This window comes from Sphingomonas sp. BRN-1R (assembly GCF_057748035.1).
Map to the genome: position 1 here is coordinate 1,020,342 of NZ_CM173236.1, position 13,293 is coordinate 1,033,634.

Genomic DNA, 13,293 nt, shown 5'->3' on the forward strand with positions numbered 1-13,293 from the left:
CCAGCTCCGTTCCGAGGTTCCCATGACCGACACCCGCACCGAAACCGACTCGATCGGCGCGATCCAAGTGCCCGCCGACGCCTACTGGGGTGCGCAGACCCAGCGCAGCATCGAGAATTTCCCGTTCGGCGCGACCGAGCGGATGCCGATCGGCATCGTCCATGCGCTCGCGATCGTGAAGCAGGCGGCGGCGCGGGTGAACCGCAAGCACGGTCTCGCCGCCGGGATCGCCGACGCGATCGACACCGCCGCCGCCGAGGTGATCGCAGGCGACCACGACGATCAGTTCCCGCTCGTCATCTGGCAGACCGGCAGCGGCACGCAGAGCAACATGAACGTCAACGAGGTGATCGCCGGCCGCGCCAACGAGATCCTGTCGGGCAAGCGCGGCGGCAAGGCCCCGGTCCACCCCAACGATCATGTCAACATGAGCCAGTCGTCCAACGACAGCTTCCCGACCGCGCTGCACATCGCCGCCGCGATCGCCGCGACGCGCGATCTGGTGCCTGCGCTCGAACAGCTCGAAGCGTCGTTGCTCTCGAAGGTTCAGGCGTGGGGCGATATCGTCAAGATCGGCCGCACGCATTTGCAGGATGCGACTCCGGTCACGCTCGGGCAGGAGTTTTCAGGCTATTATGCGCAGGTTCGGCTCGCGCGGACGCGCACCGTGCCGTTGATCGAACATGGCCTTTGCAAGCTGGCGCAAGGCGGCACGGCGGTCGGCACCGGGCTCAACACGCCTGCCGGCTTTGCGGAGGATATCGCCGCCGAGATCGCGACGCTGACCGGGCTGCCGTTCGAGACCGCGCCCAACAAGTTCGAGGCGCTGGCGACGCATGATACGCTGGTGGATTTCTCCGGGCGGCTCAACACGCTGGCGGTGGCGCTCACCAAGATCGCCAACGACATTCGCCTGCTCGGCTCCGGCCCGCGCTCCGGCCTCGGCGAGATCGACTTGCCCGCCAACGAGCCGGGCAGCTCGATCATGCCGGGCAAGGTCAACCCGACCCAGTGCGAGATGCTGACGATGGTCGCGGCGCAGGTGATCGGCAACCATCAGGCGGTGACGGTCGGGGGAATGCAGGGGCATCTCGAACTTAACGTGTTCAAGCCGCTGATCGGGGCGGCGGTGCTGCGCTCGGTGCATCTGCTCAGCATCGGCATGCAGAGCTTCGCCGAGCGCTGCTTGGACGGGATCGAGCCCAATCGCGGGCGCATCGCAGAACTGGTCGATCGTTCGCTGATGCTAGTAACGGCGCTCGCGCCCGAGATCGGCTACGACAATGCCGCCAAGATCGCCAAGCACGCGCATGCCGAGGGACTGACGCTCAAGGAAGCGGGGCTCGACCTCGGGCTGGTCGATGCCGACACGTTCGACCGGCTGGTGCGGCCCGAGACGATGGTGTGATTTCGCGCGCGGAACATCGCGCCGGCTCGTGCTTTGTCCTCCCGAACGGAGACACGACATGAACTTCAGCACGATGATCGGCGCGGCAATCGGGGCGGCGATCGACGGTTCGGACGGCGACGACAGCACGGTCGACGGCGCGATCGAGGGTGCGGTCGCCGCGACCGTGATCCGCGCGGTGATCCCGCTCGCGCTCACCTTCGCGACCGGCTGGCTGGTGCTGCGCGGCATCGGCAAGCTCAAGGATGCGGCGTTCGGCGCGGGCGATGCGGAGGCGTAACCGTCTTCCCGCCTTGACGTAGGCGGCACCCACGCGCGATGAGCGCGCGATGAGCACTTTCGACCCCGCCGATCCGCACGGCTTCAAACGCCGTGGCGTGCTGTTCGTCCTGTCCTCGCCGTCGGGCGCGGGCAAATCCACGATCGCGCGCAAATTGCTCGCCGACGAGCCTGAACTCGGCATGTCGGTATCGTACACCACCCGGCCGATGCGCCCGGGCGAGGTCGATGGCGTCGACTATCACTTCGTCGATCTCGAACGCTTCCGCGAGATGGTTGGCAACCACGAGTTCCTCGAATGGGCGCACGTGTTCGATCACCGCTACGGCACGCCCAAGTCGCAGGTCTGGCATGTGCTGGAAGAGGGGCGCGATATCCTGTTCGATATCGACTGGCAGGGCGCGCAGCAGCTTCACCAACTCGCCGGCGGCGATATCGTCCGCATCTTCATCCTGCCGCCGTCGATGGAGATCCTGCGCGAGCGGCTCGAACGCCGCGCCACCGATTCGCAGGCGGTGATCGACGCCCGCATGGCGCGCGCCGCCAACGAGGTTAGCCACTGGGACGGCTATGACTATGTGCTCGTCAACGACGATGTCGAGGAATGCTTCGCCAGCGTGAAGACGATCCTCGCGGCGGAGCGGCTCAAGCGGTCGCGCCAGACCGGGATCATCGGGTTCATCCGCAAGCTGCTGCGCTGATTTGTAAGCGCCTAACCACCCGTTCGTGTCGAGCGAAGTCGAGACACTTGGCGCCAAGTGTCTCGACTTCGCTCGACACGAACGGATGAGGAAGGGCGACCCCGCTCAACTCCCGTTGTTCGCCACCAAATCGACGTCGGTGCCGCCGTCGCCGCGCGCGGTGAGGAACAGCGCGAACGCGGCGCCGTCGCGCCCGCGCGTGCCGCCGAGCACATGCTGGCTGCCGTCCGCCTCATGTTCGGCGGCGAAGCCCGCGCCCGATGCGCGGGTGTAATACCAGTCGATCACCGTCTGGAGCGAGGCCGAGGTCGCGAAGCTGACCGCGCGCAGCGCGCAGCCGCCTGCGGAGGTGCCCGCCGCTTCGCTCACCCGCGCATCGGGATAGAGCGGCAGGTCGGTGGGGAGGCGTGTCGCCCAGCTTGCCGAATAACGCATGTCGCCCGCGCAACCGGCGGTGCGCTTGTCCTTCTGGCGCGCGGCGAGCGCGCCGAGCGTCAGCGACTGGCGCGCCGCGTCGCATTGCGGGCATGATCCGTCGGCGCGCGGAGCAGGGGCGGATTTGAGCGTCTCGCTGGTATCGGCACCCGTTGTCGCACCGCTGGCCGATGCCGTCACCGTGTCGGCCGGCACCGCGCCCGAATAGGGTTGCGCGGGCGGGCGCACCGCATCGTTGTTGGCCTGCTGGGCGAGCGCGGGGTCGACCATGATCTGGTCGTGCAGCGCCGCCATCATCGCCGGATCGCGGCTGTTGCCGTTGCCCGCGTCGGCGAGCTGGTTGTCGAGCGAATCGAGGTTGCCCTGCTCGCTGGTGCGCGCGCCGCAGCCAGCGGTCGCCAGCGCAAGCGCGAGTGCGGCGATCAGCCGGTTACGACGCATTCCAGAAGCTCCCAATCCATGTACGCGGCGGACAATGCGCCCGCATGCCGTATTTTCCGTTAAGATCGAAGGCGGGAACGGGGTTAATGCGTGAAATGCATGTTAACCGTGCGCACGCCGCTTGCGTATCGCCGCCGCGAGCGGCATCCTCGGCGCCATGCTCAATCTGCTTTCAATCCTGGTCGGCGTGCTGGTGTTCTTCGGCGCGATCATCGGGTTCATCCCGCTGTTCGGCTGGTTCAACTGGTTCCTGATCCCGGTCGCGCTGTTCGGGCTGGTGGTGGGCATGCTCTCGTCGCATCGCAGCGGGCGCAACCTCAACCTCGTGCTGTTGGTGTTCTGCGCGCTACGGCTGATGCTCGGCCACGGCATCATCTGAAACGCAAAAGGCCCGGCGGTTTCCCGCCGGGCCTGTCGGTAGTCTTCGAACCTTAGCGGCAGACGACCTGACCGCGATCGATCGAACTGCCGAGTGCCGCGCCGCCCGCTACGCCGAGCAGGGTGCCCAGCGTGCTCGACCGCCCGTTCGACAGGACGTTGCCGAGCGCACCGCCGGCGAGACCGCCGATGATGAGGCCGGTCGTGCCGTCCGAACGGCGGCAGTAATAGCGCCCGTTGCCGCCGCGATAGATGCGGTCATAACGGCCGAGCCGGCGCGGCTGGTAATAACCGCCGTCGCGGTAATAGCGGTCGGCATAATAGACGCGCTGGCCCGGCTCGAGCCGGTTATAGTCATAGCCTCGGAACTGACGCCAGTCGCGGTTGCCGTTGCCGCGCCAGTCGGCGCGGTCGCCCCGCCCACGGTCGTCGCGGCGGTCGCCATGCCAGTCGCCACGGCCGCGATCGTCCGGTCCGCGATCGCCGCGATTGCCACGATCATGGTCGCCATCGCGATCGTGCCGTCCGTTGTTGTCCCACTGACGGTCCTGCGCGGTGGCGGAGGCCATCGGGACCAGCGTTGCCGCGGCGAGGGCGGCGAAGATCAGCTTGCGCATGTCAGTCATCCTTTGTCGTTCGTGCATCCAGAACCGCCGGTGGCTGACGGAAGTTGCGTGAACGGCAAACTACGTTGCGTTCACGCAATGTTTATCCGCGCGCTCAGCCGTTGAGGTGGTGCGTGAGCGTGATCTCGGCGTTGAGCAGCTTCGACACCGGGCAGTTCGCCTTGGCACCCGCGGCAATCTCCTCGAACTGCCCGGGCGCGATGCCGTCGATCGTCGCGGTAAGGTCGAGGTCGGACCGCGTGATCTTGAAGCCGCCGTCCGCCGGCACCACCGTCACCTTCGCGGTCGTTTCCAGCGTGCCAGCCGAGAAGCCGGCCTGCGCCAGCGCGAAGCTCAGCGCCATGGTGAAGCAGCTCGCGTGGGCGGCGGCGATCAGCTCCTCCGGGTTGGTGCCGGGCTCGTCCTCGAAGCGGGTGCTGAACCCGTAGGGCGAGTCGCTGAGCACGCCCGACTGGGTCGAGACATGGCCCTTGCCATCCTTGCCGAGGCCTTCGTAGCGTGCGGAACCGGAACGGGTCGTCATGATGCGTCTCCTTGGGTGCCCGGGCAGGATGGCCGAGCCGTGTTACGAGCCGGCGACACCCGGCCGGGTTCGATCCGCTTGCGTAACGTCTGGTCGCGCGGCGGGTTGCACCGCTCGCGCAAAACACTCAGCCGCGCGCGAGCGCCACCCGCGCCGCGTCGCAATCCGCCGCGATCTGCGCGGTGAGCGCGTCGAGCGTGTCGTACTTCGCCTCCGCGCGGATGAAGTCGATCAGTTCGACCGCGATCGTCTGGCCGTAGAGATCGCCCGAAAAGTCGAAGAAATAGGGTTCGAGCAGTTCCTTGGGTGGATCGAAGCTCGGCCGCACGCCGAGATTGGCGGCACCGTCCAGCACGCGCCCGTCGGGCAGCCGCCCGCGCACCGCATAGATGCCGTATGCCGGGCGCAGGTAATTGCCGAGATCGAGATTGGCGGTGGGGAAGCCGATCGTCCGCCCGAGCTTCGCGCCGTGCGTCACCACGCCCTCGATCGTGAACGGCCGGGTGAGCAGCCGCGCCGCGCCCTGCGGATCGGCGCCGGTCAGCGCGGCGCGGATGCGGCTTGACGAGACCGGTTCGCCGTCGAGCGTGACGGGCGCGACCGCCTCGACCGAGAAGCCGTGGCGGCGGCCGAGATCGCTCAGCACGCCGATATTGCCGCTGCGCCCCTTGCCGAAGGTGAAATCCTCCCCCGTCACCGCGCCGCCGAGCCCGATCGCGCCGACCAGCCGCTCCTCGACGAACGCCGCGGCATCGAGCGCGGCGAGCGCGGCGTCGAAGCGGAAGACGATCATCCCGTCCGCGCCGGCATCCGCGAACAGCCGCTCGCGCTGGTCGAGCGTGGTGAGCCGGAAGGGCGCGGCGTCGGGCTTGAAGTACCGCACCGGATGCGGATCGAACGTCGCGACCAGCGCCGGGCGGCCCTCGGCGCGGGCGCGCGCGATCGCCCGGCCGACCACCGCCTGATGGCCCAGATGAAAGCCGTCGAAATTGCCAAGCGCCACGATGCCGCCGCGCAACGCCGCCGGCAGCACCGAGCCACCGTCCAGTCGCTCCATGCGCCGGGCTATAGGCAGGCGCGGCACCGTGCGCCAGTGGGGACGCTCATGCGCGCGGGCTCGTCAGCGTGAGGAAGCTATAGGCGGGGCGGTCCCCCTCCGCCGCATGATCCTCGCGCCCCGTCTCGATCCAGCCCGGAGCGAGCGCGAAGTTCGTGTCGCCTTCGTAATCGCGCCAGATCACCGTCACCTCGGCGCGGTCCGCGCGGGTCTCGAACAGCCGGAACACCTCCGCGCCGCCGATTACCGACACGTCGTCGCCCGCCAGCGCGAGCGCACTGTCGACATCGTGCGCCACCTCCGCGCCGGGCGCGCTCCATGCGGCATCGCGGGTGAGGACGATGTGGCGGCGGCCGGGCAGGGGCGCGGGAAAACTCTCGAAGGTCTTGCGGCCCATCACCATCGGCTTGCCCAAAGTCAGCGCCTTGAAGCGCTTAAGGTCGGCGGGCAGGTGCCACGGCAGCGCGCCGTCGCGCCCGATCACCCCGTTCTGCGCATGCGCGAAGACGAGCGTCATCATACCGCCACGGGCGCCTTGATATGGGCTTGCGCGACATAATCGTGCAGCACGAAATCCTCATAGTCATACGCGTCGATCGACGGCGCCTTGCGCACGATCTCCAGCCTCGGCAGCGGCCCCGGCGTGCGGCTCAGTTGCTCGCGCGCTTGCTCGAGATGGTTCGAATAGAGGTGGCAGTCGCCGCCGGTCCAGATGAACTCGCCGACTTCCAGCCCGCATTGCTGCGCGAGCAGATGGGTCAGCAGCGCATAGCTGGCGATGTTGAACGGCACGCCGAGGAAGATATCGGCGGAACGCTGGTAGAGTTGCAGCGAGAGCCGCCCGTTCGCGACATGCGTCTGGAACAGGCAGTGGCACGGCGCGAGCGCCATCGCGTGCAGATCACCCGGGTTCCACGCGCTGACGATCTGGCGGCGCGAGGCGGGGCTGGTCCTGATCTGCTCGATCAAATCGGCAATCTGGTCGATGTGGCGGCCGTCGGCGGTCGCCCAGTCGCGCCATTGCTTGCCGTACACCGGGCCGAGATCGCCCGACTCGTCGGCCCATTCGTCCCAGATGCTCACCTTGTGATCGCGCAGCCACTGGACGTTGGTGTCGCCGCGCAGGAACCACAACAGCTCGACGATGATCGAGCGCAGGTGGAGTTTCTTGGTGGTTAGCACCGGAAACCCTTGCGCGAGATCAAACCGCATCTGCGCGCCGAACACCGAAAGCGTGCCTGTGCCGGTGCGGTCCATCTGCTGTGCGCCGCTGTCGAGCACGCGTTGCATGAGATCGAGATATTGCTGCATGGCAGCGGTCTAGCGCGGCGATGCGCGCGCGTCACCGCTCGATTGAAATGCGCCGTTTTGGAGAGGGTTGTGCTTCCGCGCCGCCCCGGAACGGGCACACTCGCGCTTGTGGAGATACGACCGATCCTCGCCGTGCCGCCGCGCGCGCTCGATGCCGAACAGGCCGCGATCGCGCTGTTCGCGCCGATCAGCCATCTCACCACCGAAGTCGCGATGTTCGCCTATGTCGATCCCCAGTGGCGGCTGCTCGCGGTGCGCACCGCGCCGTCCGACCGGGTGGATATGGTCGAGGTGCCGGTCCGCACCATCGTCGCCGATGCGCTCGCCTTCGATGCGGCGGGCGTGGTGATGGCGCACAACCACCCGAGCGGCGACCCTAGCCCAAGCGAGGACGACCGCACGCTCACCCGCCGGCTGGCGCGCGCGCTCGACGGGGTGGGGGTGCGGCTGATCGACCATCTCGTGCTCGCCGGCGCCCGCACCGAAAGCTTCCGGCGACTCGGGCTGCTCTAGCGCGGCAGCGCCGCCACCGCCACGAGGATATCGGCATAGACGGCGGTGAGCGCGGGCAGATCCTCGACCGCGACCGCCTCATCCAGCTTGTGCATCGTCGCGTTGCACAGCCCGAACTCCACCACCGGACACAAGGCCGACAGGAAGCGCGCGTCCGAGGTGCCGCCGGTGGTGGACAGTTCGGGCCGATGGCCGAGTCGCGCCTCGATCGCGTCGCCGATCAGCGTCGAGAACGCGCCGGGCTCAGTCAGGAACGCCTCGCCCGAGATACGCGCGGTGACGGCCGCGTGCGGTGCATGCGCGGTGACGATCGCGCGGACCCGCTCGACCAAATCGGCGCCGCGGTGCATGTCGTTGAAGCGGATCGACAGCCGCGCGGTGGCGTGGCCGGGGATGACGTTGGTCGCCGGATTGCCGACGGTGATATCGGTCGCCTCGATGTTCGAGGGTTGGAACCAGTCGTTGCCCTCGTCCAGCACCACCCGGTCGATCTCGGCGAGGATCGCGACCAGCTTCGGGATCGGATTGTCGGCGAGGTGCGGGTAGGCGACATGGCCCTGCTTGCCGGGCACGTCGATCCAGATGTTGACCGAGCCGCGCCGCCCGATCTTCACCATATCGCCGAGCCGCGCGACCGAGGTCGGTTCGCCGACCAGGCACAGGTCCGGCCGCACGCCGCGCTCGGCCATGCGCGCCATCAGCGCCTGCGTGCCGTAGGTGGCGGGGCCTTCCTCGTCGCCGGTGATGATGAGGCTGAGCGGAATGCCGGGCTCTGCCGGGATCGCGGCGACGAACGCGGCGATCGCGCCCTTCATATCGACCGCGCCGCGCCCGTAGAGCAGCCCGCCGCGCTCCTCGGGCGCGAAGGCGTCGGCGGTCCAGCCGGTGCCGGGCGGCACCACGTCGAGATGCCCGGCGAAGGCGAAATGCGGCCCCGCGCCGGCGCGCACCGCGAGCAGATTCTCGACCGGCCCGTCGGGCGCTTCGCCCTCCACGAATCGCTCGACCGTGAAGCCGAGCGGCAGCAGCGCCGCCTCCAGTACGTCGAACACCGTGCCGCGTGCGGGGGTCACGCTGTCGCAGGCGATCAGAGCCTTGGTGAGCGCCACCGGATCGGGCAGATTGCTTTGGTCAGTCATGGGGAGCGGACATTGCCCAAGCTCGATCTGGATACAATCCCGCAGGTCAACCGCACCGATTATCCACCGCAGTTCGCGCAAGCTGTGGCGGGGCGCTGGTATCGCCGGCTCGGCCCCGCCGCAGGGTTGACGCAGATGGGGGTGAGCCACGTCGTGCTCAAACCCGGCGCGCAATCCGCGCAGCGCCACTGGCATGACGGTGAGGACGAGTTCGTCGTGATCCTGTCGGGCGAGGCGGTGCTGATCGACGACGACGGCGAACATCCGATGCGCAGCGGCGATTGCGCGGCCTTCCCCGAAGGCGTGCGCAACGGTCATATGCTGGTCAACCGCAGCGACGCCGACTGCGTGTTCATCGCGATTTCGGCCGGGCCGGATCTCGGCGGCGGCTATTCGGACGTGGACATGCTGTTCACCGCCGACGGGCGCTATACCGACAAGCGCGGCAACGACTACCCGGCCGTCGAGCCCCTTCTCTAAACCGCTGTCGCCCGCTAAGCGCTTGCGCGGGGGGATTTCTGATGGTCGCGAGCGTATCGACGGTGGCGTATCTCGGGCTCGAGGCGCGCGCGGTCGAGGTGCAGGTGCAGCTCATCCCCGGCCTGCCCGCGTTCAACGTCGTCGGTCTTGCCGACAAGGCGGTGGCGGAAAGCCGCGAGCGGGTGCGCGGGGCGATCGCCTCGATGGGGCTGGCGCTCCCGCCCAAGCGCATCGTCGTCAACATGTCACCCGCCGATCTGCCCAAGGAAGGCTCGCATTTCGATTTGCCGATCGCGCTGGCGCTGCTTGCCGCGATGGGGGTGGTGGATGCCGAACAGCTCGGCGATTTCGTGGTGGTCGGCGAACTCGGACTCGACGCGCGGATCGCGCCGTCGCCGGGGGTGCTGCTCGCCGCGCTGCATGCGTCGGAGGAGGGCAAGGGGCTGATCTGCCCAGCGGCGCAGGGGGCGGAAGCGGCGTGGGCCGGCTCGGTCGGGGTGCTGGCCGCGCCCGACATCCTTGCGCTCGTCAACCACTTGAAGGGCCACGGCCTGATCGGCGCGCCGCAACCGGGCGAGGCGATCGACGTGACGCACGGCCCCGATCTGCGTCAGGTGAAGGGGCAGGAGACCGCCAAGCGCGCGCTTGAGATCGCCGCGGCTGGCGGGCACAATCTGCTGATGGTCGGGCCGCCCGGCGCGGGCAAATCGCTAATGGCGTCGTGCCTGCCAGGCATCCTGCCGCCGCTCGACGCCGCCGAGGCGCTGGAGGTGTCGATGGTGGCGAGCGTCGCCGGCACGCTCGCCGGCGGGCGGCTGACCCGGACGCGGCCGTTCCGCAGCCCCCATCATTCCGCCTCGATGGCGGCGCTGACCGGCGGCGGGCTGAAGGTCAAGCCGGGCGAGGTCAGCCTCGCGCATCTCGGCGTGCTGTTCCTCGACGAACTGCCCGAGTTCCAGCGCGCGGTGCTCGATTCGCTGCGCCAGCCGCTTGAGACCGGCACGGTCAGCGTCGCGCGCGCCAACGCGCACGTCACTTTCCCGGCGCGCGTGCAATTGGTCGCGGCGATGAACCCGTGCCGCTGCGGGCATCTCGGCGACGCGGCGCTGGCGTGTTCGCGCGCGCCGAAATGCGCGGCGGATTATCAGGCGAAGGTGTCGGGGCCGCTGCTCGACCGCATCGACCTGCATGTCGAGGTGCAGGCGCTCTCCGCCGCCGATCTCGTGCTGCCGCCGCCCGCCGAGGGGTCGGCCGAGGCGCGCGCGCGGGTCGCGGAGGCGCGCGGCATCCAGACTGCACGCTACGCCGCGCACCCGATCCGCACCAATGCGGAGGTCGACGGCGCGCTGCTCGATACGGTGGCGACGCCCGACGAGGCGGGGCGCACGCTGCTCGCGCAGGCGTCGGAGGCGATGCGGCTGTCGGCGCGCGGCTATACGCGCATACTGCGCGTCGCACGCACCATCGCCGATCTTGCCGGCAGCGAAGGGGTGGGGCGGCTGCATGTGGCCGAGGCGCTGAGCTACCGGCGGCGCGCGCCGACGAACTGACGACGGCGAGTGGCTCGTACCCTTGCGGGCACGCGCTCGGCTGCTGCGCGTAATTGCGTGGCGTAAAGCGGACGTCGGCGGATCTGGTGAGCGCCGCGACGGCGGCGTCCATACCAAACCGTGAGTGTGAAACGCGATCCTGTCGAGGCCGTCGATCACATCGCCGACGCCCTCGGCGATATCGGACACGCCTCGCACCGGCGATACGCGCCACGGTTCGTCTGGCTCGCCGCCACCTTGTGAGCGTCCCGATTCAACCGGCGGACGAGCGCGTTCGGCATACTCATTTCGGGTCAAAAGCGAGGCGCTTCCAGCGGGGCACGCGGATGTTTTCATACAATAGATGAGCATGAGCAGATGAGGCGGCGGAAGGACGATGATTGGCGACACCGGATCGTTGCGACCGTCCGATAGCGGACCTGGCGCCCGCGACTGCGGTCTGCACGCGCTTGGCGACGCGCATCGCCGCCCGTCCCTCGCTCTCGGCGTCAACATCGCGGCGACCCGCCGATGATACGGGGGCTCGTCTTTCAGCTTAGCCTCGTAGCAATCGTCCCGCTGGTCGCGCTCGTACCGCCCGCGCAGGGCTCCATGCTGCTCGTACCGCTCGGTGGAGGCAGTGCGAACGTCCTCGGCTGGGCGATCCCGGCCGGTGCGCTGGTTCAGCGTGCCGGGCCCTTGCCGGGTTCCTTCATCGTCCAGGGTTCGCGCGCGGCGCTTGCTGCGCCGTCCTGGGCGCATCGCACCCTGATGATCGCGGCAGCCAATGCAAGCTGTTCGCCACGGTCGGAGTAGAATGACAATGCCGCTTTTCTCGTTGAACTCGCTCCGCCAGACCGGAATGCGCCTTCTGTTCGCCACCACGGTCCTGTTGTGCGCTACCGTCGCGATCGCGGACGTGGCGAACACGGGGATGCCGGGGGTGCCGACGCTGCTGGCGCTGGCGATGCTCGTCGCGCCGGCCAATCTCGCTCTCACCGCCCGCACCGGACCGGAAGCGCGGCTGGTGATGAGCATGACGGTCGTCGCCGTTCCCGCCCTGCTGCTCTACACGGCACGAGGGAGCCTGTGGCAGACCGATCTTCATCTCCTGTTCTTCGCGGCGGTCGCGATGGTCGCGATCCTGTGCGACTGGAAAGCCATTGCGGTCGCGACCGGGGTGGTCGCGGTCCACCATCTGCTGTTCGGCCTGGTCGTGCCGGCCTGGGTGTTCGAAGGCGGCAGCTCGATGTCGCGGGTACTGCTGCACGCGGCGATCCTGTCGGCGGAGGCGGGAACGCTGATGTGGATCGTCCACAAACTCACCTGTCTGCTCGACGCGGTGGCGCAGCAGGCCACGGAACAGGAGCGTTTGCAGGCAGAGGTCGCCGAGGAACGCGCGGAGCGGATGCGCGAGCTCGAGGTTGCCGTGACCGCGCTTCAGCAGGGCCTGTCCAACCTGGCGCAAGGCGATCTGACCGCGCGGGTGACGGCGGACTTCCCCGCTGCGTACGCGGCGCTCAAGGTCAATTTCAACGAAGCGCTCGATGCGCTGCGCGAGCTGATCGGCGCGGTGTCGGACAGCACCGCGCAGATCCGCACGGGTTCGAGCGAGATCGCGCAAGCGTCGGAGGATCTGGCGCGCCGTACCGAGGGCAATGCGGCCAGCCTGGAGGAGACCTCCGCCTCGCTGACGCAGATCGACACGCGGCTGAAGGCGACCGCGAGCGCCGCTGCGCGCACGGTCGAACGCGCCGACAAGGCGATCGAGACGGTCGGCGGCGGGCGCGCGGTGGCGGAGGAAGCGGTCGACGCGATGGGCCGTGTGTCCGAAAGCGCCAAGGGCATCGACGACGTGATCGAAGGGCTCGACAAGATCGCGTTCCAGACGCGCGTTCTCGCCATGAACGCCGCCGTCGAGGCGGGCCGGGCGGGCGATGCGGGGCGCGGCTTCGCGGTGGTCGCCGATCTCGTCTCGGCGCTGGCGATGCGCGCTGAGGAAGAGGCCAAGCGCGCGCGCGACCAGCTCACCGTCACGCAGGGCGACATCGTCACTGCGGTCGCGGCGGTGACGAAGGTGGACAGCGCGCTGTCGGCGATTTCGGGCGACGTCGCGCAGGTTCACGAGCTGCTCAACACGATGGCGGCGGACAATATCGCGCAGTCGGCGGCGGTGACGCAGATCTCGGTGGCGGTGTCGACGATGGACCAGTCGACCCAGCAGAACGCGGCGATGGTCGAGGAGACATCGGCGGCCGCGCGCAACCTGACCAGCGAGGTGCAGGCGCTGACCGAACAGGCCGCACGCTTCCGCGTCGACAGCGCTCGCGGCCGCACGCCCGCGCGGAGCTATACCTCGCCGGTCAAGCCGCTCCCCAAGGCCGCCGTCGCCGCGCTCACCCGGCCCGTCGAACCGAGCGAGGGCGACTGGAGTCAGTTCTGAAAATGTATCGAGACTTCAAACCGAACAGAC

General features: G+C 68.6%; 15 protein-coding genes. 8 read left to right on the forward strand and 7 right to left on the reverse strand.

Features of this window, described 5'->3' with window-relative positions:
* The first annotated feature begins 22 nt into the window (after nt 1-22).
* Genes fumC through gmk form a run of 3 tightly spaced genes read left to right on the forward strand, consistent with a single transcriptional unit; the run spans nt 23 to nt 2,388 of the window.
* Nucleotides 23-1,408, forward strand: coding sequence for a class II fumarate hydratase (gene fumC, locus AC3ANX_RS04645; protein ID WP_488335859.1), 1,386 nt, complete (start codon nt 23-25; stop codon nt 1,406-1,408).
* 58 nt (nt 1,409-1,466) lie between these two features.
* Nucleotides 1,467-1,688 (forward strand): hypothetical protein, encoded by a 222-nt coding sequence (locus tag AC3ANX_RS04650; RefSeq protein WP_488335860.1) that lies wholly within the window; start codon nt 1,467-1,469, stop codon nt 1,686-1,688.
* 49 nt (nt 1,689-1,737) lie between these two features.
* Nucleotides 1,738-2,388 carry a guanylate kinase gene (gene gmk, locus AC3ANX_RS04655; protein ID WP_488335861.1) on the forward strand — a complete coding sequence of 217 codons (651 nt, stop codon included), beginning with the start codon at nt 1,738-1,740 and terminating at the stop codon, nt 2,386-2,388.
* Between the two features lie 105 nt (nt 2,389-2,493).
* Here the strand turns inward: gmk and AC3ANX_RS04660 are convergent, their stop codons facing one another.
* The gene (locus AC3ANX_RS04660; RefSeq protein ID WP_488335862.1) at nt 2,494-3,264 is read right to left on the reverse strand and encodes a hypothetical protein; all 771 of its coding nucleotides are present in this window, start codon (nt 3,262-3,264) and stop codon (nt 2,494-2,496) included.
* A 121-nt stretch (nt 3,265-3,385) separates the two neighbouring features.
* On the opposite strand from AC3ANX_RS04660, the gene AC3ANX_RS04665 reads away from it, so the two are divergent.
* Nucleotides 3,386-3,643 (forward strand): hypothetical protein, encoded by a 258-nt coding sequence (locus AC3ANX_RS04665; protein WP_488335863.1) that lies wholly within the window; start codon nt 3,386-3,388, stop codon nt 3,641-3,643.
* A 52-nt stretch (nt 3,644-3,695) separates the two neighbouring features.
* Here the strand turns inward: AC3ANX_RS04665 and AC3ANX_RS04670 are convergent, their stop codons facing one another.
* From AC3ANX_RS04670 to AC3ANX_RS04690, 5 genes are all read right to left on the reverse strand, one after another.
* Entirely contained in the window at nt 3,696-4,259 is a 564-nt protein-coding gene (locus AC3ANX_RS04670; RefSeq protein ID WP_488335864.1) for a glycine zipper 2TM domain-containing protein, read from the reverse strand.
* Between the two features lie 103 nt (nt 4,260-4,362).
* Nucleotides 4,363-4,791 carry an OsmC family protein gene (locus AC3ANX_RS04675; protein WP_488335865.1) on the reverse strand — a complete coding sequence of 143 codons (429 nt, stop codon included), beginning with the start codon at nt 4,789-4,791 and terminating at the stop codon, nt 4,363-4,365.
* Nucleotides 4,792-4,918: 127 nt separating this feature from the next.
* Nucleotides 4,919-5,848 (reverse strand): bifunctional riboflavin kinase/FAD synthetase, encoded by a 930-nt coding sequence (locus tag AC3ANX_RS04680; protein WP_488335866.1) that lies wholly within the window; start codon nt 5,846-5,848, stop codon nt 4,919-4,921.
* A 46-nt stretch (nt 5,849-5,894) separates the two neighbouring features.
* Nucleotides 5,895-6,368 (reverse strand): dihydrofolate reductase, encoded by a 474-nt coding sequence (locus AC3ANX_RS04685; RefSeq protein WP_488335867.1) that lies wholly within the window; start codon nt 6,366-6,368, stop codon nt 5,895-5,897.
* Nucleotides 6,365-7,159: a thymidylate synthase gene (locus AC3ANX_RS04690; protein ID WP_488335868.1), complete on the reverse strand. Its 795-nt coding sequence runs from the start codon at nt 7,157-7,159 to the stop codon at nt 6,365-6,367. The genes AC3ANX_RS04685 and AC3ANX_RS04690 overlap by 4 nt, the downstream gene beginning before the upstream one ends.
* Before the next feature lie 69 nt (nt 7,160-7,228).
* Between AC3ANX_RS04690 and AC3ANX_RS04695 the strand changes: the two genes are divergently transcribed.
* Nucleotides 7,229-7,672, forward strand: a complete 444-nt coding sequence (locus tag AC3ANX_RS04695; protein WP_488335869.1) for a JAB domain-containing protein — start codon at nt 7,229-7,231, stop codon at nt 7,670-7,672.
* Here the strand turns inward: AC3ANX_RS04695 and dapE are convergent.
* Nucleotides 7,669-8,811 carry a succinyl-diaminopimelate desuccinylase gene (dapE, locus tag AC3ANX_RS04700; RefSeq protein WP_488335870.1) on the reverse strand — a complete coding sequence of 381 codons (1,143 nt, stop codon included), beginning with the start codon at nt 8,809-8,811 and terminating at the stop codon, nt 7,669-7,671. The genes AC3ANX_RS04695 and dapE overlap by 4 nt on opposite strands.
* A gap of 12 nt (nt 8,812-8,823) precedes the next feature.
* Here dapE and AC3ANX_RS04705 point away from each other — a divergent pair, with 12 nt between their 5' ends.
* The 3 genes from AC3ANX_RS04705 (at nt 8,824) to AC3ANX_RS04715 (ending at nt 13,263) form a co-directional block, all read left to right on the forward strand.
* Complete coding sequence (locus AC3ANX_RS04705) at nt 8,824-9,291, forward strand: cupin domain-containing protein (protein WP_488335871.1); 468 nt, start codon at nt 8,824-8,826, stop codon at nt 9,289-9,291.
* A 41-nt stretch (nt 9,292-9,332) separates the two neighbouring features.
* Nucleotides 9,333-10,841 (forward strand): YifB family Mg chelatase-like AAA ATPase, encoded by a 1,509-nt coding sequence (locus AC3ANX_RS04710; protein WP_488335872.1) that lies wholly within the window; start codon nt 9,333-9,335, stop codon nt 10,839-10,841.
* A gap of 796 nt (nt 10,842-11,637) precedes the next feature.
* Complete coding sequence (locus AC3ANX_RS04715; protein ID WP_488335873.1) at nt 11,638-13,263, forward strand: methyl-accepting chemotaxis protein; 1,626 nt, start codon at nt 11,638-11,640, stop codon at nt 13,261-13,263.
* Nucleotides 13,264-13,293 lie beyond the last annotated feature (30 nt).